The organism is Verrucomicrobiota bacterium (genome assembly GCA_037139415.1).
Lineage (GTDB): Bacteria > Verrucomicrobiota > Verrucomicrobiia > Limisphaerales > Fontisphaeraceae > JBAXGN01.
On the sequence record JBAXGN010000045.1, the window covers coordinates 1 to 23,889 of the forward strand.

The 23,889-nt window shown below is 58.0% G+C and carries 17 protein-coding genes and 1 pseudogene; 8 read left to right on the forward strand and 10 right to left on the reverse strand.

The genetic code is table 11. The features are described 5' to 3' along the window. The first annotated feature begins 980 nt into the window (after nt 1–980). Nucleotides 981–1,811 (forward strand): 30S ribosomal protein S2, encoded by an 831-nt coding sequence (rpsB, locus tag WCO56_09870; protein ID MEI7729867.1) that lies wholly within the window; start codon nt 981–983, stop codon nt 1,809–1,811. 88 nt (nt 1,812–1,899) lie between these two features. Beyond that, entirely contained in the window at nt 1,900–2,739 is an 840-nt protein-coding gene (gene tsf / locus WCO56_09875) for a translation elongation factor Ts (GenBank protein ID MEI7729868.1), read from the forward strand. Nucleotides 2,740–2,884: 145 nt separating this feature from the next. Here tsf and htpG read toward each other — a convergent pair whose 3' ends face one another. Both htpG and WCO56_09885 read right to left on the reverse strand, forming a co-directional pair. Continuing rightward, entirely contained in the window at nt 2,885–4,729 is a 1,845-nt protein-coding gene (htpG, locus tag WCO56_09880; GenBank protein MEI7729869.1) for a molecular chaperone HtpG, read from the reverse strand. Nucleotides 4,730–4,762: 33 nt separating this feature from the next. After that, nucleotides 4,763–6,646, reverse strand: a complete 1,884-nt coding sequence (locus WCO56_09885; protein ID MEI7729870.1) for an ABC transporter ATP-binding protein — start codon at nt 6,644–6,646, stop codon at nt 4,763–4,765. Nucleotides 6,647–6,849: 203 nt separating this feature from the next. On the opposite strand from WCO56_09885, the gene WCO56_09890 reads away from it, so the two are divergent. The 4 genes and pseudogenes from WCO56_09890 (at nt 6,850) to WCO56_09905 (ending at nt 9,826) form a co-directional block, all read left to right on the forward strand. Next, nucleotides 6,850–7,488, forward strand: coding sequence for a hypothetical protein (locus WCO56_09890; GenBank protein MEI7729871.1), 639 nt, complete (start codon nt 6,850–6,852; stop codon nt 7,486–7,488). A 9-nt stretch (nt 7,489–7,497) separates the two neighbouring features. Beyond that, nucleotides 7,498–7,704, forward strand: a pseudogene (locus tag WCO56_09895) (type II secretion system protein). Nucleotides 7,705–8,057: 353 nt separating this feature from the next. After that, on the forward strand, nt 8,058–8,984 hold the full coding sequence (locus WCO56_09900; protein ID MEI7729872.1) for an ABC transporter ATP-binding protein: 927 nt from the start codon (nt 8,058–8,060) through the stop codon (nt 8,982–8,984). 2 nt (nt 8,985–8,986) lie between these two features. Next, nucleotides 8,987–9,826 (forward strand): ABC transporter permease subunit, encoded by an 840-nt coding sequence (locus WCO56_09905; protein MEI7729873.1) that lies wholly within the window; start codon nt 8,987–8,989, stop codon nt 9,824–9,826. A gap of 487 nt (nt 9,827–10,313) precedes the next feature. On the opposite strand, the gene WCO56_09910 is transcribed toward WCO56_09905, so the two are convergent. From WCO56_09910 to WCO56_09945, 8 genes are all read right to left on the reverse strand, one after another. Next, on the reverse strand, nt 10,314–11,240 hold the full coding sequence (locus WCO56_09910; GenBank protein MEI7729874.1) for a complex I subunit 1 family protein: 927 nt from the start codon (nt 11,238–11,240) through the stop codon (nt 10,314–10,316). A 7-nt stretch (nt 11,241–11,247) separates the two neighbouring features. Beyond that, nucleotides 11,248–12,951 (reverse strand): NADH-quinone oxidoreductase subunit C, encoded by a 1,704-nt coding sequence (locus tag WCO56_09915; protein MEI7729875.1) that lies wholly within the window; start codon nt 12,949–12,951, stop codon nt 11,248–11,250. Between the two features lie 39 nt (nt 12,952–12,990). After that, a complete protein-coding gene (locus WCO56_09920) occupies nt 12,991–14,919 on the reverse strand; it encodes a proton-conducting transporter membrane subunit (GenBank protein MEI7729876.1) in 1,929 nt (642 codons plus the stop codon). Next, a complete protein-coding gene (locus tag WCO56_09925; protein ID MEI7729877.1) occupies nt 14,916–15,395 on the reverse strand; it encodes a hydrogenase maturation protease in 480 nt (159 codons plus the stop codon). The genes WCO56_09920 and WCO56_09925 overlap by 4 nt, the downstream gene beginning before the upstream one ends. An 8-nt stretch (nt 15,396–15,403) precedes the next feature. Then, complete coding sequence (locus WCO56_09930; protein MEI7729878.1) at nt 15,404–16,255, reverse strand: FAD/NAD(P)-binding protein; 852 nt, start codon at nt 16,253–16,255, stop codon at nt 15,404–15,406. 20 nt (nt 16,256–16,275) lie between these two features. Continuing rightward, entirely contained in the window at nt 16,276–17,379 is a 1,104-nt protein-coding gene (locus WCO56_09935) for a 4Fe-4S dicluster domain-containing protein (protein MEI7729879.1), read from the reverse strand. A 2-nt stretch (nt 17,380–17,381) separates the two neighbouring features. Continuing rightward, complete coding sequence (locus tag WCO56_09940) at nt 17,382–19,418, reverse strand: molybdopterin-dependent oxidoreductase (protein ID MEI7729880.1); 2,037 nt, start codon at nt 19,416–19,418, stop codon at nt 17,382–17,384. A 205-nt stretch (nt 19,419–19,623) separates the two neighbouring features. Continuing rightward, nucleotides 19,624–20,475 carry an AraC family transcriptional regulator gene (locus tag WCO56_09945; GenBank protein MEI7729881.1) on the reverse strand — a complete coding sequence of 284 codons (852 nt, stop codon included), beginning with the start codon at nt 20,473–20,475 and terminating at the stop codon, nt 19,624–19,626. Between the two features lie 97 nt (nt 20,476–20,572). Here WCO56_09945 and WCO56_09950 point away from each other — a divergent pair, with 97 nt between their 5' ends. Next, a complete protein-coding gene (locus WCO56_09950; protein MEI7729882.1) occupies nt 20,573–21,502 on the forward strand; it encodes a dihydrodipicolinate synthase family protein in 930 nt (309 codons plus the stop codon). Then, nucleotides 21,499–23,868, forward strand: coding sequence for a VCBS repeat-containing protein (locus WCO56_09955; GenBank protein MEI7729883.1), 2,370 nt, complete (start codon nt 21,499–21,501; stop codon nt 23,866–23,868). The genes WCO56_09950 and WCO56_09955 overlap by 4 nt, the downstream gene beginning before the upstream one ends. The last annotated feature ends 21 nt before the right edge of the window (nt 23,869–23,889 follow it).

Genomic DNA, 23,889 nt, shown 5'->3' on the forward strand with positions numbered 1-23,889 from the left:
AACAACAAAAACAAAACAAAAAAACATTTACACAATTATATTTACAAAACCGGTTTTCGCCACCAAACCCAGGGTTTTCGCCACCAAACCCAGGGTTTTCGCCACCAAACCCAGGGTTTTCGCCACCAAACCATGGTTTGGTGCGGCCAGACCACGGTTTGACGCCACCAAACCACGGTTTGGTCTGGTCAAACTCGGGTTTAGCGCCACCAAATTCGAGTTTGGTCCGGCAAAACCACGGTTTGGCGCGGTCTGGAGACGGGTTTTTTGGAGACAGCGGCGGCTGGAAGGGTAATATCCGGAGAGTGATGGGGTGCGGTAAGGGGGCCGATTCCGTTGGGTGACTTTTCTGGCACACCCTTCAGGGCCGGGCCACTTCTGACGATTTTCCGGTGGTCGCGCCCCGTGCCCCTCGCGGCCGACCGGCTACAAGCTTTCAATCCTATCGGATTGAGGGAATTCAATCCGCAACCGCTCCCTATGCCCCCCCACATCAGGCTAACAATAGCTAAAAATGGGGGAGGAAAAAAGGGACATGGCAAAAATATTAGCTGGCATAAAAATGAGAAGCCGATCAAACAGACTGGCAGAAGCATAAGAACGCAACCGGAGGATGGATTTCAGACCGCAACGGCATTTCGCGTTTTTAGCGGTTTAAATTCCCCAGCCTGTTCCCGCTCCTGACGCCAACTGTTATTTTCTGGCAGTGATTTTTCTGTCGCTCCATGTTCCTGCTAAATGAAGGTCTTGGCGGCCTGAAAAAACTTTTAAATTGCTATTGAAAGCAACGGGTACTTTGGTATGTTACCCGTTCCTTTGCGGCGCTGGGCGTATGCCTGGCGACGGTTGGGGAGTTGAACGGTCTTAAAATGCCGCGCCAATGTTGGCGTGGTGGCCACAACCACATTAAACAAAAATCCCGTGTTCCGCGGGATGGCCAGCTAAAAAATGGCGGGCTGATAACAACGGAAAACACAGACATGATAAGTATTGGTATTAAGGAATTGCTCGAAGCCGGCGTCCATTTTGGACATCAGACGAAACGTTGGAATCCCAAGATGAAGCAATTCATCTTTGACGCCCGCAACGGCATTCATATCGTTGACCTCAGCAAAACCATCACGCAGCTCGAGACCGCCTGTAATTTTCTGCATACCACCGTTCTAAAGGGTGGCCAGATTCTGTTTGTCGGCACCAAGAAGCAGGCTCAGGAAGCCGTCCGCGAGGCGGCCAAGGCGTGCGGCCAGCATTATGTGACCGAACGCTGGCTGGGTGGCACCCTGACGAACTACGCGACCATCAAGAAATCCATTGATCGCCTCAAGAAAATTGAGCAGATGGAAGCAGATGGGTCCATGTCCGGCTTCGTGAAGCAGGAGCAATCGCGGTATCGCCGCGAGTTGGCGCGCCTGGTCAAATATTTGGATGGCATCCGCACCATGCCCCGCGTTCCGGCCGCCATGTTTGTGGTGGACGTGCATCGCGAGCATAACGCCGTCGCCGAAGCGAAGCGCCTGAACATCCCGATCGTGGCCCTCGTGGACACCAACTGCGATCCCGACCCGATCGCCTATCCCATTGCCGGCAACGACGACGCCATTCGATCGGTCCGCGTGATTCTCGCCACGGTGGTGCAGACCATCTCCGCCGCCAAGGGTGAGTACGACGCCAAGTTTGCCCGCCGCAAGAAAGAAGATGGCGCGGAAACTGCCGCACCGGCCCCGGCACCGGCCCCGGCTCCGGCTCCGGTGGTGGAAGCCCCGGTGGATCTGACGCCGCTGGCGGCTCCGGCTGCCCCGGCCAAAGCCTGATGGATGTCTAATTTCAGGTGCGGCTGGATTCGTTCAGCCGCGCCGATTATTCCTGAACATTCGCAACGAATATTTAAACTGAATTATTATGGCTGAAATCAACTCTGCATTAGTGGGCAAGCTGCGTGAAATCACCGGCTCTGGCATGATGGATTGTAAAAAAGCATTGACTGAATCCAACGGCGACCTTCAGGCCGCAGTGGATATTCTGCGCAAGAAAGGCCGGGCGACCGCCGGCAATAAATCGGTGAAGGAAGCCCGCGAGGGCGCCATTGCCCAGTTTATTTCTTCCGATTCCAAGGTCGGCGTGCTGCTGGAAGTGAATTGCCAGACGGATTTTGTGGCCCGCAACGAAACCTTCCGGGCTTTTTGCGACGAAGTGGCGCGCACGTACGCGACCAACGCGGACGCCAATTTTGAAAACCAGCGCATGGAACTGGTGGCCAAGACGGGTGAGAATATCAAGATCGCCCGGCACCAGAAGTTTGAAGTGACCGGCAGTGGTTTGATTGCCGCGTACATTCACACCGGGGCCAAGGTGGGCGTGCTGGTGGAAGTGGGCGCTGGCAAGGATGCCACGGTGGCCGCGGAAGACTTCAAACAGCTCGTGCGTGACATCACCCTGCAGATTGCGGCTGCCAATCCTGTGGCGGTCAGCCGCGAGCAGGTGGACCCGAAGCTGGTCGAAAAGGAAAAGGAAATTGCCGCCGAACAATTCAAGAACAAGCCCCCGCAAGCGGTGGCCAAGATTGTCGAAGGCAAAATCAACAGCTTTTTCCAGACGATCTGCCTGGTGGATCAAGGGTTCGTGAAAGACCCGGAAAAGACCGTGAAAGCTTATGTGGCCGAAGTGGGCAAGCGCTTGGGTGACGAAATCGTCATCCGCCGCTTCGTACGCTTCCAAGTCGGTGAATCCGCGTCGGCTTAAGCTGAACCTCAATCACGTTTTGCAGCGCCGGGTCTCGTTTGAGACCCGGCGTTTTTTTTGAATAATTTGCTCCGCTCAACCGCCTTGCGGGCACCTTCTCCCCCGTGGGGGAGAAGGACGGAGGCGACGGACCGGTAACCGTTGGTCAAGCCTTGTTGAGCACTTTTTCCAGCAGCTCGTTCATTCGCTTGACCATGTGGCGGGGGTCTTCGAGCACGCCGGCGGCCATCCGGGCATTATCCAATAATTGCTCGGCCACCAACGCGGCGAGGCTGGCATCCGCCAGCCGCATTTTGTTCAAGTGGCAGATGATGGCGTGGCGCGGGTTGATTTCGAGGTCGAGCTTCGCGCTGGTATCCTCCGCCGCTTCTTTGTTCATGGCCTTGAGGATTCGTCGCATGCTGGAGGTCATGAAACGGTCGCTGTCCACAATGACCACCGGGCTGTCCACCAGGCGCTTGGAGCTGCGCACTTCATGCACCTTGTCCCCGAGGGATTCTTTGAGCCATTGGGCCAACGCCTTGGCTTCGTCATCCGTCAACGCGCCTTCCTTCTGCTCCTGGTCTGCCAGCGCCAACTCTGATTTCTCAGCCGCCTTCAGCGGTTTCTCCTCAAAGCTGTGGAGATGCTCCATCACAAATTCATCCCAGGCGTCGTACAGGAACAGCACCTCGTATTTGCGGGCCTTGAAGACTTCAAAATACGGGCTGCCCTCCGCCGATTCCCGGTTGGGCGCGAGTTGATAATAAATTTCCTTTTGATCTTCCGGCATGCGCTTGAGGTATTCCGCCAGCGAGGTTTGCTTGCCTTTTTCGAGCGTGGAAGATTCGAAGCGCAGCAGCTTCCCAAGTTGCTCATGATGGTTATGGTCGCTGACCACGCCCTCTTTGAGAAATCGTTGGTATTCGGTGTAAAATTTCTCGTACGTCTCCGGGGCGTGCTGCGCCTGTTCATCAAGGAACTTCAGGAATCGGCCGGTCAGGACTTTGTTGAGCTTCTGCATCAACGAGGTGTCCTGCATGGATTCGCGGGAAATGTTGAGCGGCAAATCTTCGCTATCCACCACGCCTTTGAGGAAGCGCAGCCATTCCGGGAACAGTTCCTTGGGTTTGTGCTGGATCAACACCCGCTTGCAATACAGGCTGACCTCGGATTCCGAGCGGTACATCCCCACGGTTTCCAGATTGCGGGAGGGCACAAACAGGAGCGCCTGGATGGCCAGGGGGGCGTCGGCGCTGAAATGCAGACGCAGCAATGGCTTTTCATGGTCGTGGCCGACGTATTGGTAAAATTCGTTGTATTCCTCTTCCTTGATCTCGTTCTTGTTCCGGCTCCAGATGGCCTGCACGGTGTTCAACCGTTTGCCATCCAATTCGATGCCGAACTGGATGAAATTGCTATACCGTTTAACGAGCCGTTCGAGCGTCTCGTTCTTGGAAAATTCTTTGGCCTCCTCCTTCAATTGCAGCGTGATGGAGGTGCCGCGGGGCAAATCCGCCGCCGGTTCGATTTCGTACCCGCCCATACCTTCGCTGATCCAGCACCAGCCCTGATCTTCCAATTGATGCGAGCGGGTGCGCACCGTCACCTTGTTGGAGACCATGAAGGCCGAATAAAAACCGACCCCGAACTGGCCGATGAAGGTGGCGTCCGGTTTCTTTTCCTCGGCGAGCCGTTTAAGAAATGCGCGGGTGCCAGAATGAGCGATGGTGCCCAGATTTTCCACCAGGTCGCCATGGGACATGCCGACGCCGGAGTCCGTGATGGTGATGGTGTTCGCTTTTTCATCCGCCTGGATGGTGATGGCTAGCGGTCGTTCCGGTTGGAACACGCTCTGGCCGGACGTTTGCAGAAAACGCGCCCGCTCGCACGCATCCGCCGCGTTCGAGATCAGTTCCCGAATGAATATCTCGCGGTCGGTATAGAGTGAATGAATGACAATATCCAGCACTTGCTGGATTTCCGCTTGGAATTGATGTTTTTCCGTCATGGGTTGATAGCTCCACTTACTTTTGTTTTACGTTTAAGTTGGGATTTGGATTCCCTGTTTTTGCGCCATATTGGCAAAGACGCCGCGTCGGCGCAAAAGCTCGTCAAAGGTGCCCGCTTCGAGGATGCGTCCCTGGCCGAGCACAATGATGTTATCCATCGTGGTCAAGGTGGACAGACGATGGGCAATGCAAATCACCGTCCGGTTCTCCTCCAGCCGGTCAATCGCCGCCTGCACTTCGGATTCCGCCTGGGAATCCAGCGAGGCGGTGGCCTCGTCCAGCACCAGGATGGGGGCATTGCGCACAAAGGCACGGGCGATGCATAGGCGTTGCCGCTGGCCGACCGAGAGGGTGACGCCCCTTTCCCCGACGCGGGAGTCATACCCCTGCGGCAATTGCATGATAAACTCATGCGCATACGCCTGATGGGCGGCGAACTCCACTTCGGCACGCGTAGCGCCGGTGCGTCCGCACGCGATGTTTTGGGCCACCGTTTGATCGAAAATGACGATCTCCTGACTGACCAGGGCCATTTGCAGACGGAGGGCATGGCTGGAAAATTCACGAATATCCACGCCATCCAGCAGCACCCGCCCGGCGGTGGGATCGTAGAAACGAAACACCAGGTTCACCAGGGTACTCTTGCCGCAACCACTTTCACCCGCAATGCCGAGCTTATGTCCCCGTGGGATGACCAGACTCAGATCCTGCAGCACCGGTTTTTGCCCGTATGAGAAGCTGACCTTGTCAAAGTTCAGGGCGGTTTGAAATTTGTTCAGTGACTTCGGCGGCACGGGTTCCTTCACGGAAGGCTGCTCGTTCATGACTTGCAGCAACCGGTCCACCCCCACGCTGGTCTGCTGGAACAGGATGCCGACATTGGCAAGTTTCTTGATGGGCGTAAACATGACGATTACGCCGGTGAGGAAACCGACCAGGTCCGGCAGGCTGGTGCGCGTGTAAAAGATCACCGTGATGAGCAACCCCAGCCCAAACATGGCAATGGTTTCCATGAGCGGATTGACCAATTCGCGCGCCTGCACTCCTTTCATGCCATGATGCACCGTTTGGCGGGCATATTCGCGATAGCGCAACTCCTGCTCCGCTTCCAGCCCAAAGGCCTTCACCACCCGAATGCCGGAAAGCACTTCGAGCAACAGGCTCGCCTGGGATACTACCGCCGACACCACACTTTTGGCTGCCTTGCGCACCTTGCGTCCCAGGTAGATCAAGGGCAGCGTACACAGGGGCAAAAAGACAATCGCCAGCAACGTGAGCTTGGCATCCACAAAGAATAAGGCGGAAAAGACGCTAATGACGGTGATTGGCTCCTTGATCAGATCGTTGAAACCCAGGCTCATGCAGCGCTGCACGGCGGCGGTGTCCGAATTAACCCGGGTGGTCAGGTCGCCCATGGTGGACCGGTTGAAATAATCGAGGGACAGGCTGTTCAGTTTGCGCAACATGGCCACGCGCAGGTCCGCGATGACCCGTTCGCTGACCCAGTTGGTGCAGTAGGTGGCCAGATACCCGAGGTAACGGCTGAACGCCACCATGATCGGCAGGATCAGCAGACCGCCCACAATCTGCTTCCAATCAATGGCGCGGCCCATCAGGGGCAGCCAGGGATCCAACCAGCGCAGCAGGTAGCGGTTGATGGCCTTTAAGTAATGGCGAACGTCGGTAGCGGGGGGGGCAACAACGGCGGGCGCAGTCTCGGCGGGTTTGGCGGAGGCGACGGCGGAGGTGGCCTGGTGATCGGTTGCCATGCGCTCGAACAGCGTTTTGGTCACCCAGACGAAGCTCGCATTGGAAAGGCCAAACAGGACACTCAGCATCAAGGCAGTCGCCAGCCGCGTCCAGTACTGACGCATGAACGGCCAACCAAACTTAAACACGTTGAGTAAATTGCTCATGAACTGCAAACACTGCATGGAAGCGCGTCCAGCCACCCGGCCGGCCGCGCTTCAACGCACTGCCCGTATTGTTCACATCCCGGCACGAATGGCAACGGGATTCCGATGAAACGAACGAAAAGGACGAGTGAAAAGGATTGCGTGCGGGTTGGTTTTGCGCTTTGCTGGTTGTCAATGCTGCGAACCACCATGTTCCATACGTTATGTTGACCCAACGTCATAAGCCGCTGCTTTACGGCACCTTGGTTGTCGCCCTGGCGTGGGCGTTGGCCATGGTGGGTTACCTGGTTTTCAAAAACACCAAAATGACCGCGGAAAAAGTGGCCCAGTATGTGCGGACCACGGACCTAGCCAAGCTCAATGCGGAGCAGCGGCGCAAGGCCATTGCGAGACTGGCGGATGAATTGAACGCGCTCTCGTGGGCGGAGCGCCGCCGGGCCCGGTTGGAAAAGGAGTGGCGCCGGTGGTTTGAACTCATGAGCGAAGAGGAGCGGGAACGGTTTATTGAGGCCACCATGCCAGCCGGTTTCAAACAGATGCTCGATGCGTTTGCCCAGATGCCGGATGATAAGCGGAAACGGGCGGTGGAAAACGCGATGAAACGGCTTAAGGACACGCAGGATCAGATCGCCAGCGGTGATGCGAATGCGGCGCGGCCACCCGGCCTGGGCGGCGGGCCCAATGATCCGGTGATTAGCGAGGATTTGCAGAAGAAAGTCACCGCCATTGGCCTGAACACGTTTTACAGTCAGAGTTCCGCCCAGACCAAGGCGGAACTGGCCCCCGTGCTGGAAGAAATCCAGAAACTCATGGAAACCGGGGCGGCCTTCCACCGCCGGTAGCACTCGTTCATGAATGTTGTTGAGCAAAGCAGGTCGGGTCACACCGCTTTCACGCTGATCGAGTTGCTGGTGGTCATCGCGATCATCGCCATCCTGGCTGGTCTTTTGTTGCCGGCGTTTGCCCGGGCTAAAGAGAGCGGGCGCGCCACCGCCTGCCTGAGCAACCTGCGCCAGATCGGCATCGCCCTGCAATTGTATGTGCAGGATAACCAGAATAAAATGCCGGTCATGCGCGATCAAGCATTGCCGCCCGCCACCAACGATTTGGCCCGTCCCGACCTGGTGCTGACCAATTACCTCGGAGTCATAAAGATATTGCAATGTCCTTCGGATGATCAGCAGCTTTACGAAAAAACCGGCTCCAGTTTTAGTTGGAACAACCTTGTGAATGGTCAGGACGCCGAGCATCTGAAGGTGATGGGGATGGATTTTGATCCCCACCAGATTCCCCTCATGTACGACAAGGATGCGTTTCACAAGGCGCGGGGTGATAAAAAAGGCGTGAACTACCTGTACGCGGATGGGCACATTAAAAACCTGCTGGCCATTGAAGGGACCCGGTGAACACCATGGATGCATTGATCGAGCTTAAAGGCGCGCGCAAGGAATTTGGCGCACGGGTGGCCGTGGCGGGGCTGGATCTGGCCGTGCAGCGCGGTGAAATTTTCGGATTGCTTGGCCATAACGGAGCCGGAAAAAGCACGGCCATCGGGATGATGCTGGGCCAGGTGTGGCCCACCGCCGGGGAAGTGCGTCTCTTTGGCCAGGACGTTTCCGCCCGCCGCCAACTCGCCTTGCAAAAGGTGGGCGCCATTTTTGAAACGCCGGTCTTTTACGATTACCTCAGCGGTTGGCGGAACCTGGAGATTCTCAGCCACTACACCGGGCCCACCGAACCCAAGCGCATGGCCGAGGTGGTCGAGTGGGTGGGTTTGACTGGCCGGGAACACGCGCGGGTCAGCACGTATTCGCACGGCATGAGAGCGCGCCTGGCGGTGGCGCAGGCGTTATTGCCCAATCCGGAATTATTGATTCTGGACGAGCCCAGCGACGGACTGGATCCCGAGGGTATTCATGAAATGCGGCTGACCATTCAGCGGCTTTGCCGGGAACTGGGCCTCACCATCCTGCTATCCTCGCACTTGCTCAATGAAGTCGAACAACTTTGCACCCGCATTGCCGTGCTGAACCAGGGGCGGAAGGTCTTCGATGGCGCGCTGGCTCAGGCGATCCAGCAGCGGAACTGGTTTTCCTTGCGCACCGATGAGTTTGAAAACGCCGTGGCGGCGTTGCGTACGGCGGGTTTGGTGGAGGAGGCGCGGGATGGCCGTTATATTGCCTTGGCGAACGGCGTGGCGAGCGACCAAGTGGTGCGCTGGCTGGTTCAACACGACCGCCCGGTCCATGAAATCGTCCGCGAGGAACAGACCTTGGAAAATTTCTATCTGACGCTCATGCGGCAAGGGCGCGAGGCCGGGCCGGAGGGGAAAATATAAATATGTTCTTTGCCCAATTAAAAAACGAGCTACGCAAACTCTTCGGCAAAAAACGCACCTACATTGGGTTTGGCATGTTTTTCCTGGCGCAAAATGCCGTCAGCATCTCATTCAAGCTGACCACCGCCAGCCAGAAGGTTGCCAAATTTTTGGATGACAACGGTTATTTTGGCCAATCGTTCATCACCACCCTGACCATCGCGGTCATCATGATGTTGTTGATCGCCATCTTCCTGCTGCCGCTGTATGCCGCGCTGGTCGGGGGCGACCTGGTGGCCAAGGAGGTCGAGGATGGCACCATGCGCATGATTCTTTCGCGCCCCATTTCCCGTTTTCGCCTGCTGCTGGTCAAATGGCTGGCCGGCATCATTTTTTGCGTGACGCTGGTGCTGGTGCTGGCCGTGTTCGGGCTGCTCTCGGCCCGGGTCTGGTTCCCGTGGGGTGGCATGTTTGTAATGGCCCCGGAACACAACATCTTCAGCCTCTTTGATGCCAACGCCGGCCTGGGACGCTATTGCCTGGCCCATGTATTCTTGGTGGCGGAGGCCGGCTCGATTTTGACCCTGGCCTTCATGTTCTCCTGTTTCAACATCAAACCCGCCGCCGCCACGATTCTGGCCATGTCCATCATGCTGATCAGTTTCATCCTCCAACAAATCCCATATTTCCGGGACTATCAGAACTGGATGTTCACCTATCACCTGAATATCTGGATTTTGATCTTTGACCAGCACATCCCGTGGTGGCGCATTGGCCAATCCCTCAGCCTGCTGACAGCGTTTAACCTCACCTTCTTCATCATCGGCGCCTCCGTCTTTCATGTGCGCGACGTGAAATCGTAGGGTGAAATATTTTGTAAGGTTACCCAATTTGCATTTTGTAACTGGTTATATTTTTCCTTCCATCCCTTCCAATTTTTGCCACACTACTCTCGGAAGCCACTGGTTTGGAGAATTTTACCAATGATGTTCGACGCCATACAATTAGTAAAAACACCGCAATACCCGCTCCTTCTGGATCGGGCCAGTCCATGTTGCTAACTTGTCATGATTGTTCCAGCCGCATGAATCAATAATCCCTTACTGAGGCGGACATCCACACCAAGTTTATCACCTCTTCATAATTCATCCCTCATCCTTTATTTTGGAGGCATTGAAACGATGAAAAAGAAAACCTCTGTCCAGAAAATAAGTGTACCTGCAAAAACGAATCCGGACGGTTTCGCGCCGATCATTATCGAGGTCCTCCGTCTCATCCAGTCGGCCCGCCACGCCGCCGCGTCCACGGTCAACACGCTGCAGGTATTGACCAATAGAGGCGAAAATTTAATCAATACCCCAACCCGGCCAAGAGCAGGGCGAACAGGGCAATGACGACGAGCACGGCGTAGTAGCGGATCACTTGATCAATGCGGTAGCGCGCGTGCGTGGCGGCGACCAGGGTGACGAGGATCACCAGCAGGAAGACCTTGGCCCAGAACCAAACGACGTTTAGCGGAAACATCCAACCCTGCCCCCATGGGAAGAACAGCGCAACGAACAGCGCACTGTAGATGACCAACTTGGCCATCTGCGCGTATTTCAGCAGGGCCAGCTTGGGGCCGGAGTATTCCATCATCGGCCCTTCCATCAGTTCGGTTTCCGCCTCGGCGGTATCGAAGGGGATGCGTTGGACGAACGCCTGGAAGGAGAGCAGCATCACGGCCAGCATGATCAGTCCCGACCATGGGAAATGGCTGGCGGCATAGACCGAGCCGCTGAACACGGTATCCAGGCGCAACGAGCCGACATGAGTGGAGCCGATGACGACGGCGATGACGAAGAGGGGTTCCAGAGTGATGACGCTCATCATCTCGCGGCTGATGCCGAGTAGTGAGTAAGTGGACCCCGCCGCCAGTCCCGCCAACATCGTCGAAATACCGCACAGCGCCAGCAGGTACACCAGCAGCACCACGTCGCTGGCGTCATTCAATGGTGCGGATGCTCCCATGGGCACCAGCCATGCCACGGTGAGTATGGTTCCCAGCGACAGATAGACCGCGAACCGCTGCATCAGGGGCACTTCCCCGGATTCAATATCCTCCTTGCCCAATAATTTTAGCAGGTCGAAGTATGGCTGGCGAATTGGCGGCCCCTGGCGGGATTGGAGCTTGGCAGTCACTTTGCGCAGGATGCCCTCGAACAGCGGTGCGAGCAGCAGGACGATCAGTACGTTTGCCAGGCCCGCCAGGATGGCCAAAAGAATTTTTCCGGTCATAGTCGGTTTAAATTCCAGGGTTCAGATTGCCGCGCGCAGCACGGGTTTCATTGGCCCGGCGGATCAGTTCTTCCTGGGTGCACATGCGGTGTTCACCGGAGCGCAGGTCCACAATTTCCATGCGGTCTGTGCAGGAAAAACAGGGATCAATGCTGCCGAGCGAAATGGTCATGTCCGCCAGTTGCTGGTCTTTGATCATTGCCGGGATGCCCTGCAAATTCTGGTAGGTGGGAGCACGCACCCGCCAGCGGCGCGGTCGGTTGTTCTCGCCGGTGATGATAAAGTGATGGGACTCGCCGCGTGGCGCTTCCACGGAGGACATGCCCAGGCGGCCCACCGGCAATTCTTCGGTGAGGGCGAGTTGGATGGGGCCATCTTCCATCTTCTCTAGGCATTGCCGGATGATTTTGATGGTCTCGAAGACTTCCTTCATGCGCACGAGTATCCGAGACCAGACGTCGCCGCCTTGCTCGGTGATGACGTTGAATTCGACGCGGTCATAGGCCGCGTACGGATGGTCACGCCGGCAATCAATATCCGCGCCCGAGGCGCGCGCGACCGGTCCGATGAGCGCTGCGTTCTTTACCAGCTCGGGAGTGGCAATGCCCACGCCGGCAGTGCGGCGTTGGATGTTGCGGTCCTTGGAGACGGCGGCCACGACGCTGCGCCACTCGGCTTCGAGCTTGTCCAGTACAGCGCGCAATTCCATTTTCAGCGCGGGGGTGAAATCCCAGCGCACTCCGCCGATGACGCACAGGGCGTAGGTTTTGCGGTTGCCGCTGATTTTTTCCGCGATCCACATGATGGGCTCGCGGATGCGAAAACTCTGCATGAACAGGGTGTCAAAGCCGACGATGTGGCAGGCCAGCCCGACCCACAGCAGATGGCTGTGCAGGCGCTCGATTTCGAGCATGATCGTGCGGATGTACTCGGCGCGCGGCGGGGGCTTGATGGCAGCGGCTTCTTCCACTGCCTGCGCGTAAGCGACGTTATGCACGCAGCCGCAGATGCCGCAGATGCGCTCCGCTGCCATGGGAATTTCGTTGTAGGTCAGCACGCTTTCGCCGAGCTTCTCGATGCCGCGATGGGCCATGAACCCCCGGTATTCGCAGCCGCGCACCATCTCGCCATCCACGTACAGGCGGAAGTGGGTGGGCTCATCCAGGGTGGGATGAAACGGGCCGAACGGGACCACCACGCAGCCGGCGGGCGGTTCGTCGAACTTGAATTCGTTCTCGTCGTTGAACTCCGGCGGCACGAAATCCCAGCGCACATCCTTGCGCAGGGGATGATTGCCCTCGGGCCAGCCGTCCGGCAGCACGAGGCGCTTGGGATATTTATGTCCGACCGGTTCGATGCCCAGCAGATCGCGGAATTCGCGCTCGGCCCAGTTGGCGGCGGGCACGATGTCCGAGATGCTATCCACGCGCGGCTGGTCGCCGGGGAGATAGGTCAGCACGCTGCACAGGAGATGCAGGCGGTCGAAGGCGAAATGGTGGGCGACGAGGAATTTGCCAGAGACCGGACGATCGTCCGAGCCAATGCTGGTGACGTAGCGCGCGTCCATATCCCGAAACAGGAAGCGGCAGATTTCCTTGAGGGCGGCGGTCTCGACATAGAGGAACAGGCGGCCGGGGCCGGGCATGTCCGCCCGGGGGATGGCCCCGCCGAATTTCTCCTTCAACTGATTCAGGATTTTATGTGCTCCCATGGTAAATCTTAAAGCTTCAAGTTTGTTCGCGCCATTCGGTCAGTGCCCCTTCGGCGTCTCGTTCGGCAGCGGGGCAGTTTCGCTGACTGGAACTGGTTTGGCAGGCCGGCCGCCAAGCCACGGCAGGAACCGGGTGAGTTCACGGTAGAAATTGTGCGCATGGTACCGGTTGTGTTCGGACTCCAGGGCGTAACCGCACAGCCACGGTTTGCTCACGCGCCGCACCGCTCCGCCCAGCTTGGATAGGAACCGCACGAGGAGGAACATGGACGCCAGCACCGCCAGCGTGGCCAGCGGTGTCAACAGGGCCGCGTGATTGGTGCCGGTGATGGTGCCGTAATCGGCGATGATCGGCATGGCATCCGCCAGGATGCTGCCCAGACCGGCCCGGCTGCTGTTCAGCGCGGCCTGCACCAGGTGGAACCCGGCGGCGGGCGCCAGCCCAAGGAAGATGCAGAGGGTGGCCAGATACAATTTCGGCAGGCGCATGGTCCAAGGCACTTCAAGCGACGTGGTTTGTGCCGCGCGTTCGGCCACCAGTTGGCTCGTGCGGGATAGGAACGAGGCCCCGAAGAACCGGATGAAGACCGCCAGCGTCACCGCGCTGGTCATGATGGCGGCGACGGCGAAGAAGGGGAGGAACCAAGCTTGGCTGCCGGCTTGAAGCGAGGAGACATACAGATTCCATTTGCTGGCGAAGCCGTTGGAGAGCGGCACGCCCGCGATGCAGAACGAGCCGATCAGTGTCACGACGCCCGTGAATGGCATGTAACGCATTAGTCCGCCGATTTTGCCGATATCCTGGGTGCCGGTGGCATGCAGCATGGAACCGGCGTTCAGGAACAGCAGGCTCTTGAATAACCCGTGGTTGAGAGTATGCATTAGCGCGCCGTACAGGCCCACGGCGGCCAGCCCTGCAAGCGGTGAATTGATCAGGGTAAGGCTGATGCCCAACCCCAGCAGGATGTAGCCGATCTGCCCGATGCTGCTGTACGCCAGCAGTCGTTTGGATTGCGTCTGCGTCAGGGCTTGCACCGTGCCGGTGACCAGGGTGATGACACCCAGCGTGGCGATGGCCGTACCCCAAACGTGTAGTGGGCAAGCGCCCAAGGCGTCTTGCGGGGTGAGCCACAGGAACGTCCGAATGAGGCCGTAGATGCCGGTCTTGATCATGACCCCGGAGAGCAGGGCGCTCACGGGCGACGGCGCGGCGGGGTGCGCATCCGGCAGCCACATTTGCCCGAACGGCCACATGCCAGCTTTGATTCCGAAGCCGATCAGGAACAGCAGGAATGCGGCAGCGACGGTGGCCGGGTTGGATTGCAGCAACGCCGGCAAGTGCTCGCGGATGACATCGAAATCATACTTCAACATCGCCTGCCCGGGCGGGAGCCCCTTGACCTGGATGAGCAGTGCGCCGATCATGGTGATGGCACAGGCCAGTTGCATCATGAACATGTATTTCCAGGCGGCGCGGCGATGTTCCGGCTTATGGTGTTCAAAGCGGATCAACAGAAACGACGGGATGGTCATCACCTGCCAGAAGACGAAAAAGAAGAACATTGCATCGGTGGTGGTGACCAGGCCGATCATGCCCGCCACAAACAACAGTAGGCTGGGGTAATAGCGCGCCACGCTGTGCTCGCGGTAATGCTCCAGGTAGGGAATGGAATAGAGCAGGGCAGGGGGCACTACCAGGCCGATCAAAATCAGAAAGACCGCACTCAAACCATCCACCGCGATGCGCAGGGCGAAGCCCATGGATTTCCAGACCCAGATTTCCACCGGGTGCGACGGCCCGTGCCAGAGCGACTGGGTGGCGGCATACAAAATCATGCTGGAGGCGGCGCAGGCGACGATGAATGCCACCCATCCGGCGAGTTGGCGCGCACGCGCCAGCACTGCCGTCAGGACAGCTCCGGCCACGCATACCACCATGGCCCAAACAATGATCCAGGATAATGTCATGCTAAAATTTTATGGTTCTGCATCAGAACGAGCAGTGATTCCAATGTGGTTTGCAGAGCAGGGGATAGTCCGGCGTCCACCTGCAGCGACTGCGGCTGAATGCCGAGCAACCAGACCCGGCAACGACTTTGTGATTCCACCATGCGCGCCAGCAATCCGAGGGAAAGTTTATGGGTGGATACCTGCGGATAGCGGTTTTGGATGCCGGCGCTGTCCAGCAAGACCACATCGCCCGGATTGCCGCCGAAGTCCACGGTGTCCACCAACAGCAGGTGTGCAAAGCCATCCTCGGCCAGGCGCGGCAACCAGCGTTCCGGGCTGGTACCCGCGATGCAGACATCCTCTCGCCCCGCCTCGCTCAACGTCTCCGCCAGACGCACGCCAATGGCGTCGTCGCCGTACCCGGCATTGCCCAGGCCAATGACGCAAGTGCGTTGTGCCAGCAGGGCTTCGAGTTGTTCGTGGAGGTTGTTCATGGCGGCGCTTAAATATCCTCACCCAACTGGCGGATTTGCTCGAAAGTGAACACGGGCCCATCCACGCAGACGTACGCGACCCCGATGCAGCAATGGCCGCATTTACCCACGCCGCATTTCATATAACGTTCCAAGGTGGAGACGATGTCGGTTTCCTTGAAGCCCATGGCCAGCAGATCCTTGATGACAAAGCGGAACATGATCGGCGGACCGCAGACAAACGCAGTGGTGTTTTCCACGGGTACCTGCACACCCGGTTTCTTGAACAGGCTGCCGACCACGCCGACGTTGCCCTTCCAGGTCGCATCGCCCCGATCCACCGTCAGGTGGCACTCGCAGCCATTGGATTTACCCCATTCCTGCAACATCGCCTGGTACATCAGGTCTTTGGGTTGCTTGGAACCGTAAAAGACCTGGATCTTGCCGTATTTTTCGCGGTGTTTTAGGGCGTAGATGATGCAGGAACGCAACGGAATCAGCCCGATGCCACCCGCCACAAAAACCAGGTTGCGCCCGTAATACTGTTCCATGGGGAAGCCGTTGCCGTACGGTCCACGCACGCCGAATTCGTCTCCCGGTTGGAGTGCATGCAACGCCGCAGTGCAACTGCCGACCTGTCGGATCGTGAAAAAGACCTCGTCTTCCGTGGGACTGGGCGGCAGCGACGCGGGAAATTCTCCGGTGCCGAATAGGGAGACCTGCGCAAACTGGCCCGGACGGAACTTGCGGAATTTCTCCTGCTCGGCGGCGTCCTTGAAGTGCCAGAAGAAGGTTTTGACCTCGTCAATCTCCTGCACCACGCGATCCAATACCGCGATCTTGGGCTCGTAAATATTATACTGGTTCTGGTTTTGCGTCATGCCAATGCCTCGTGCTTCGGTCAGGTTGAGTTGGCCACTTTCATGGAGTCAGGTTTATCTTGTTCGGCGGTGGCGCGGCGGATCATCTCGACCACGCTGGGCATGCCGACATCCCCGTGGCATACGGCGGCGCAGCGCCCGCAGCCCACGCAGGCCATGGATAGCTCGCGCTGGATGAAATAATGCGCCAGTTTTCGGAACACCCGGCGGTTGCGGCGGTCATGCACGGCGCGGCGCGGGTTGAACCCGCCCGCCATGCGCGTGAAGCCGCCTAGTGCGCAGGCGTCCCACAGGCGCATGCGCTCCACTTCGCCGCTGTTCCCGACTTTGCGATCGGACACGGTGAAACAGGTGCAGGCGGGGCAGACGTAGGTGCAGCCGCCACATTCCAGGCAACGGTTGCCAATTTCCCCCCAGGTTTTTTCCAGGATTTTTCCCTGGCTGATGTACCGGACGGTGGCGGAGAACCAGCCGGTGGTGACCTTGAACCGCTTGCGCACTTCCTCCAGAATGACGCGCCGGCGCTCAACGTGTTGGGGAGTGCCCGGTTTGAAAATCGGGTCGGCAAAGAGCGTCTCGCCTTTCGCGCTGCCAGCTACCGCCATGAATTCGCCCTGCCCGAGATCCATCAATTGCAGGTCAAAATGATCGCGGGCCGCCGGGCCGGTATCGGAACACAGGCAATAGCATTCGTCGTTGATATCCACCGCGGTGTCCGTGCACACCATGTTCACCAGGAACAGGTTTTGGCGGCGCTTCTCGTAATAGACATCCCGGAAGTCGCGTCCCAGAAAGAAGCGGTCAAGATGCTGAATGCCGGCGACGTCGCAGGAGCGGATGCCGAAGATGGCGCGCTTCCGCTCGTCGTAGTTGGGTTCCACGCTGATTTTGCCGTCCGTCTTTTGAAAACGGAACAGCCGTTCGATCTGCGGGAAGACGAACCGCTTGGGCGGATGGTAGGGATTGGCGAGATGAAGCTGGATCTGGTTTTGATTCGCGTCGGTGACGACGTCGAAATAGCTGTCGCGCCCGTGGCCGACAAAGGGCGCGATGACCTCGTGTTCCTGGCGGAGCAGATCCACAATCTTCATCACGTCGGCTTGGGCAATGATTCGGGCTCGCATGGTCAGGCCTTTTCCAAACGCACGTAGAACGGGCGGCTTAAATTTCCGAGGTTGAAGGTGGGGGCGTCGCCGCGCACTTCCTTTTCGATTTCTTTGACGAAGAACGGCACCACGATGGTGCCCGTGCGCACCTCGCGCGTGACGCGCGCCGCCGTGGCATAGGCGCCCCGGTGCCCCACCACCCGGATTTTCGCGCCGTCGCGGATCCCCAGTTGCTTGGCATCCTCATCATTGATTTCCACGAATCCATCCGGGTAATCCAGCAGCAGCACCCGCAACTCGCGCTTGAGTGTTTCGCTGTGCTTGATCAATACGTTCTGATGCCAGTAATACAGGGCGTGGCCGAAGATTAGCGCCATGGGATAGTCCGGCGGTGCCTTGCCCAGATCTTCCGGCTTGGGCACCGGCACAAACTTGAACGGCTTGCCCGGGATGCCGTCCTCGTGCAGATAGGTGGTGCCGAGTGGTTTGTCGGTGGTGCAGGGCCATTGGCGACCGTAATCCCGCGCCAGATTCTCATGCGAGGCGCCACTGTAAAACGGCACCGCCCGTCCGATCTCTTCCATGATTTCAGCGGCGGATTGGTAGCCCCAGTCCGCACCCAACGCGTGTGCGATTTCGGTGATCTGTTTCCAGGCCGGCACCGGCCCGCTGGGCGGTTCGATGATCTTATTGGCCATCTGAATCCGGCGATCGGTGCTGGTGAACGTGATTTGTTCTTCGCCGAAGGCCACCACCGGCAGCACCACATGCGCGTAACGCATCGTGCTGGTCTCGAACAGGTGCTGCACGACCACCAGTTCCATTTTTTCCAGGGCGTGCGCCGCGTCGCAAAACGTCGCGGTCGTCACCGGGTCGTACCGCAGCAGCCAGAGCCCCTTGATTTTGCCATCCACCGCGTTCTCCATGATGCGGCGGGCTTCCACACCCGGCGTGGTGGGCAACGGCGTTTTCCAGAGTTGCTCGAAGCGCTGCCGGGCGCTGGCGTCCTCCACGGGTTGGTAACCGGGCAGGCGATCATGCAACATGCCCATGTCGCAGACGCCTTGCAGGTTGTTATGCTCCGTCAGCGCAAAAATGCCCGAGGCCGGCCGCCCGATGTTGCCGGTCATCAGCGCCAGGTTGATCATGCTGCGCACGCTGTTCTTGCCGCGCGCCTCCACGCCGGTGGAATACAGGATGGCTGCGCTCTTGGCCTTGGCGTACGTCACCGCCGCCGCCTCGATCAATTCCGCCGGGACGCCGCAAATCTCCGCCGCGTTCAACAGGTCATATTGGTGTGCCTCGCTCGCAAACGCCTCGAATTCCCGGCAATGATGCCGGATGAACTGGTGATCCATTAGGCCGCGATCCAGGATGATCTTGGCCATTGCGCCGTACAGCGTCACGCGGTTGCCGGGCCGGATCAGCAGCAGATGATCTGCCAGTTCGGCCAGGCGATGCCGCCGGGCATCAATGACAATGAGTTTGGCCCCGGCCAGTTTGGCACGAATCACCCAGCCGCCAATCGTGGGCATCTGCTGGGCGAGGTCCACACCATCCACGATGATGACTTCGCTTTTGGCCAGTTCGCCGATGGAGTTGGTGGAAGCCGGACAGCCCAGCATATCCAGCAGGATATCCACCGAATTATTGCTGTACACCCCGGTGCCATGCTCCACGTTGTTGGTGCCGATGACGGACCGCGCCAGCTTTTGCAGCAGGTAGCTTTCCTCGTTGGAACAGCGCGGTGAATTGCAGAAGGCCAGCGCATCCGGTCCATGCTTCTTCCGAATCTCATTCAGGCGGGTGACGATGAACTGGATGGCCTCCGGCCATTCCACCGGTTCGAGCTTGCCATTCTTGCGCACCATTGGGTGCGTCAACCGGTCTGGTGAACTGGCAACCTCATGGACATTCCAACCGCGCACGCAGATGCGTCCCCGGTTGCTTGGATGCGTCATGCTGGGGTACACCCCGGTGACGCGATTTCCCGTGGTTTCGAGGTAGATACCGCAACCCACCCCGCAAAACGTACACGTTGTTAGTTTATGGGCCATGACCGTTTGCCAACACGTTGACTTGTAATGGGATGAACTTCGCCGCCGTCCCGTGGAGCCAGGGCCCCAGACAACTTTCGGGCTCATACTGAATATTTGGCTCATCCGCTACGCTACGCTAGCGGTTTTGCCGCTAAAGTGGCTAACCTGCTTTTGCCAAACCATGGAAGTTTTTTGGCCGCAGGTGTATTGCGTTCCTTTTGGGTCAAGTGTTGCCACGCCGGTAGCCAAGCGGCGTTTCCCCGGTGTAACGGCGAAAGACGTAACTAAAATACTGGCTGGAGGAGAATCCAACGGCGAAGGCGATTTCGGTAATGGAATCCTGGGTGGTGCTGAGCAGGGTTCGGGCCTGTTCCACGCGATAACGCAACAAGTAATCATTGGGCGTGGTACCCGTGACGGTTTTGAATAGGTCGAACATGCGCGCCCTGCTCAGCCCGATATGTTTCACCAGGTCGTTCATCCGCACCGGTTCCTGGTAACGCCGGTGCAGGTATGCTTTGGCGGCAGCCACGAGTTCATCTGGTCGCGCGGTGGTGGGCGTGCTCAACAGGCGAGTGGCTTCGATGAGGGCGGCACACGCCAGGTTGCGCAAGGAGGCCCGAATGATGGGGTCTGGCGACGCGGGGGAATACGCGCCCATTTCATCCAGCAACCGCGCGATGCTGGTTTTCAATTCACGACTCATCATACGCACGCTCAGCGCGGCATGCGAGAGGGTGGTTTGTATTTGATGCAACGTCGTTTTTTCAAATGGCGTATGGCGCGGGTTGCCGTTGGCCAAGGTGGCGCATTCAATGCCGCAAATCGTGGAGGGCATGCGCACATTGTGGACCCCGCGATGAATGACGCGGGACGGCACCACCACAAAATGTCCGCCGGTTAGTTCGCAAGTAGCCGCCTCCTTGACCTCGTAGGCGGTGGCGCCTTTCAACAGGAACAGCAGTTCAAAGCCAGCGTGCGAATGCCAGGGGATGTACCGCGTGCTGTGGCAGCGGATCGCCCCGATATGCGCAATGAGCGGCAGGCCAATGTCAATGCCTCTAATTTCTTCCATGTTCGATTCGTAGACCAGCCTGCCTTGCCTGTTCAAAATTGTCCACTAGACAATAACAAAAGACAATTCAATCGTCCCATGGTATTTCTTTTTCAGAATGATTACGAGCGAAAAGCTATTTTCACAACCGTTGCGGGGCATCGTTCCGCCGATGATCACCCCGCTGTGCGGGCGCGATACGCTGGATGTTGCCGGCCTCGAGCGGTTGATTGAACATATTTTTGCCGGTGGAGTGCATGGGCTGTTTATTCTGGGCACCAGCGGGGAAGCACCCAGCCTGAGTTACCGTTTGCGGCGCGAGTTGATTACCCGTGTGTGCGCCCAGGTCAAAGGACGGGTTCCGGTCCTGGTGGGCATCACGGATACTTCATTTGTCGAATCAGTGAGCCTGGCACGGCACTCCGCCGAGGCGGGCGCGCAGGCAGTGGTGACTTCCGCGCCGTATTACTTTCCGGCTGGCCAGCCTGAGCTGTTGGAATATATCGAACACCTGGTGCCGGAACTGCCATTACCGCTGTTCCTTTATAATATGCCGCAGATGACGAAGGTGATGTTCGAGCCGGAAACCATTCGCCGGGTGATGCATCTGGAACGCATTGTGGGTATCAAAGACAGTTCCGGGGATATGGAGTATTTCAAGAAACTGATGCCGTTTACCCGGCAACGGCCGGATTGGACGGTATTGATCGGGCCGGAACACCTACTGGTGCAATCCATGCGCTGTGGGGGGCACGGCGGTGTCAACGGTGGTGCCAATATCTGGCCGCAATTATACGTAAAACTGTTCGAGGCGGCCAGTCGCGGGGATGCGCAAACGCTCGCGTTGCTGGAGCCCAAGCTTACCAAACTTGGTGAAGTTTATTGCGTGGGACGGCATGCTTCCGCCGTCGTCAAGGGCATGAAGTGCGCCGCGTCATTATTAGGGCTTTGCGATGATTTCATGGCGGAGCCGTTCGTTCGTTTCCATGAACCGGAGCGCGCCAAAGTACGCGCGGTGCTCCAACAATTAAACCTCAAAGTCACATGAGAGCCCATCCACTCGTCTCATCCCTGATAGTTGGGATCAGTCTAATTTTCCCGGCATGGTCTGCTGAAAAACAAAATGCCGCCGCTCCGGATTTTACACTCTCTGGGCATGGCTGGTCGCTGCAACGGTTGGTGGATGGGGAACGCGCCTTTTCCAACCGTAATTACGTCTGGCAGAGCGTGCCGGAGAAGTTTCGGGGCTGGCGTTTCACGCAGACTGCCGGAGGTGAGCTGCCTAAAATTCACGTCACGCCAGCTCGTGATACGACACTGTTCGCAGTGATTCCTCAGGCGAAAACGAAGGTGGCTCTCGATGGCTGGAAGGCCGTGCCGGAAACCACCTTCCAGTACACGGATAGCGGCAAAACCAAGATGACGATCTATTGCCGCGCCGTTCAAGCGGGACAGGAGGTGGAACTGCCGCAGGGTAATTGGACTGGCACACTCCTGCTGTTACCGGACGTTGACAGTGTCAAGACACAGTCCGATGCTCCGCCCGCTGACCAGGCGCTGCAGCGGCTTAAATATAATAATCCGGGGCTTGTCGTGGACCTTGGGGTCGGCTTGTGGGCGTTTCCGTTACCCATGGATTTTAATGGTGACGGCAAGCTCGACCTCGTCGTGGATTGCCCCGATAAGCCTTATAATGGTACGTATTTCTTTGAGAATGCCTCCGGCGATCCCATGACGATATTCAAGCCGGGGCGTAGGATTAGCAAGGGGCTGCAGTTTGCCCAAGTGTCCATGGTGGATGATCACGCACGGATCTTGACTCCCGCGGCGGAGTATCCGGATTTCCTGAAAACCGGTCTGGAAAACCCAGTGAAGTTGCCGCTTCCCGCAAATATCCACCCCAAAAAGGTGCGCGGCAACTTCTGGCGGTACGTGGATTATGATGGCGATGGCAAGTTGGACCTGGTGGAGGGCGCGGATGATTGGACCGAGTACGGCTGGGACAACGCTTACGACGCAAGCGGGCGCTGGACGAATGGTCCGCTCAGAGGCTTTGTCTTTTTCATCCGCAATCTGGGGACCACCGCTGAGCCCAAGTATGATACTCCCGTGAAAGTCATGGCGGGCGACCAACCGGTGGAAACCTTTGGGTGGCCTTCGCCGTGTTTTGCGGATTTTCGCGACGTTGGCAAGCTGGACCTGATTTGCGGTGAGTTTCGGGATAGCTTCACCTTCTTTGAAAACATTGGGACGCGTACCGCGCCGAAGTATGCTCCTGGTAAAAAGCTCAAACTGCCTGATGGACAACCTTTGACCATGGCCCTGGAAATGATTACTCCGGTGGCGATTGATTGGAACAAGGATGGATATGTGGATTTGATCGTTGGAGATGAGGATGGCCGGGTGGCCTTTATTGAAAACACCGGAAAACTCGCCGCTGATGGCACTCCGCAGTTTCTGGCGCCGCGCTATTTTCAACAGGAAGCCGAGGATTTGAAGTTTGGCGCGCTCGCCACGCCGGTTGGGTTCGACTGGGATGGCGATGGGGACACGGATATCATTTGCGGCGATTCGGCTGGCCATATTGCTTTCTTCGAAAACCTCAGTGGCCCCGGCGTGGAGCATCCCAAGTGGGCTGCGCCCAAATTGCTCGAAGCCGATGGTAAAATTCTCCGCATCATGGCGGGCCCGAACGGCAGCATTCAGGGGCCGTGTGAAGCCAAGTGGGGCTACACCACGCTGTCGGTGGCGGACTGGGACGGTGATGGTTTGCCCGACCTGATCGTCAATTCCATTTGGGGCAAGGTGGTGTGGTATCGCAACGTTGGCACGCGCAAAGCTCCCAAGCTCGCCGCCGTGCAACCCATCGAGGTCGAGTGGGACGGCCCGCAACCAACGCTCGCCTGGGGATGGCAGCGTCCCAACGGCAAGGAACTGCTCACCCAATGGCGCACCACGCCCGTGGCCGTGGATTGGAACAAAGACGGCCTGATGGATCTCGTCATGCTGGATCACGAAGGTTATCTGTGCCTGTTTGAACGTGCCCGCCGGGATGGCAGATTGGTGCTGCTTTCCCCCAAGCGTGTCTTTTGCGATGAGCAGGGCCAGCCGCTCCGCCTGAATTCTGGCAGTGCGGGCAAGAGCGGTCGTCGCAAGCTCTGCATTGTGGATTGGGATGGCGATGGCAAGCTCGATCTCCTGTTGAACGCCGCCAACGCCAAGTTTATGCGCCAGGTGGATGCGCGCGATGGTAAATGGTTCTTCCGGGATATGGGTCTGCTCGTGAATCAGAACATCGAAGGGCACGATGTCAGCCCCACCGTCGTGGATTTCAACGGCGATGGCATCCCGGACTTTCTGGGTGGTGCGGAAGACGGGCATCTGTATTATTACAAGAATCCCCGGGCCAAGTGAATCGGGGCGCATTAATTAAGA

Bases quoted from the DNA above. Each gene is read 5' to 3' on its own strand.
- WCO56_09915 (MEI7729875.1), bottom strand. From the start codon at position 12,951: ATGGGAGCACATAAAATCCTGAATCAGTTGAAGGAGAAATTCGGCGGG.
- tsf (MEI7729868.1), top strand. From the start codon at position 1,900: ATGGCTGAAATCAACTCTGCATTAGTGGGCAAGCTGCGTGAAATCACC.
- rpsB (MEI7729867.1), top strand. From the start codon at position 981: ATGATAAGTATTGGTATTAAGGAATTGCTCGAAGCCGGCGTCCATTTT.
- WCO56_09925 (MEI7729877.1), bottom strand. From the start codon at position 15,395: ATGAACAACCTCCACGAACAACTCGAAGCCCTGCTGGCACAACGCACT.
- WCO56_09935 (MEI7729879.1), bottom strand. From the start codon at position 17,379: ATGCGAGCCCGAATCATTGCCCAAGCCGACGTGATGAAGATTGTGGAT.
- WCO56_09900 (MEI7729872.1), top strand. From the start codon at position 8,058: ATGGATGCATTGATCGAGCTTAAAGGCGCGCGCAAGGAATTTGGCGCA.
- WCO56_09910 (MEI7729874.1), bottom strand. From the start codon at position 11,240: ATGACCGGAAAAATTCTTTTGGCCATCCTGGCGGGCCTGGCAAACGTA.
- WCO56_09955 (MEI7729883.1), top strand. From the start codon at position 21,499: ATGAGAGCCCATCCACTCGTCTCATCCCTGATAGTTGGGATCAGTCTA.
- WCO56_09920 (MEI7729876.1), bottom strand. From the start codon at position 14,919: ATGACATTATCCTGGATCATTGTTTGGGCCATGGTGGTATGCGTGGCC.
- WCO56_09945 (MEI7729881.1), bottom strand. From the start codon at position 20,475: ATGGAAGAAATTAGAGGCATTGACATTGGCCTGCCGCTCATTGCGCAT.
- WCO56_09905 (MEI7729873.1), top strand. From the start codon at position 8,987: ATGTTCTTTGCCCAATTAAAAAACGAGCTACGCAAACTCTTCGGCAAA.
- htpG (MEI7729869.1), bottom strand. From the start codon at position 4,729: ATGACGGAAAAACATCAATTCCAAGCGGAAATCCAGCAAGTGCTGGAT.
- WCO56_09930 (MEI7729878.1), bottom strand. From the start codon at position 16,255: ATGACGCAAAACCAGAACCAGTATAATATTTACGAGCCCAAGATCGCG.
- WCO56_09950 (MEI7729882.1), top strand. From the start codon at position 20,573: ATGATTACGAGCGAAAAGCTATTTTCACAACCGTTGCGGGGCATCGTT.
- WCO56_09885 (MEI7729870.1), bottom strand. From the start codon at position 6,646: ATGAGCAATTTACTCAACGTGTTTAAGTTTGGTTGGCCGTTCATGCGT.
- WCO56_09940 (MEI7729880.1), bottom strand. From the start codon at position 19,418: ATGGCCCATAAACTAACAACGTGTACGTTTTGCGGGGTGGGTTGCGGT.
- WCO56_09890 (MEI7729871.1), top strand. From the start codon at position 6,850: ATGTTGACCCAACGTCATAAGCCGCTGCTTTACGGCACCTTGGTTGTC.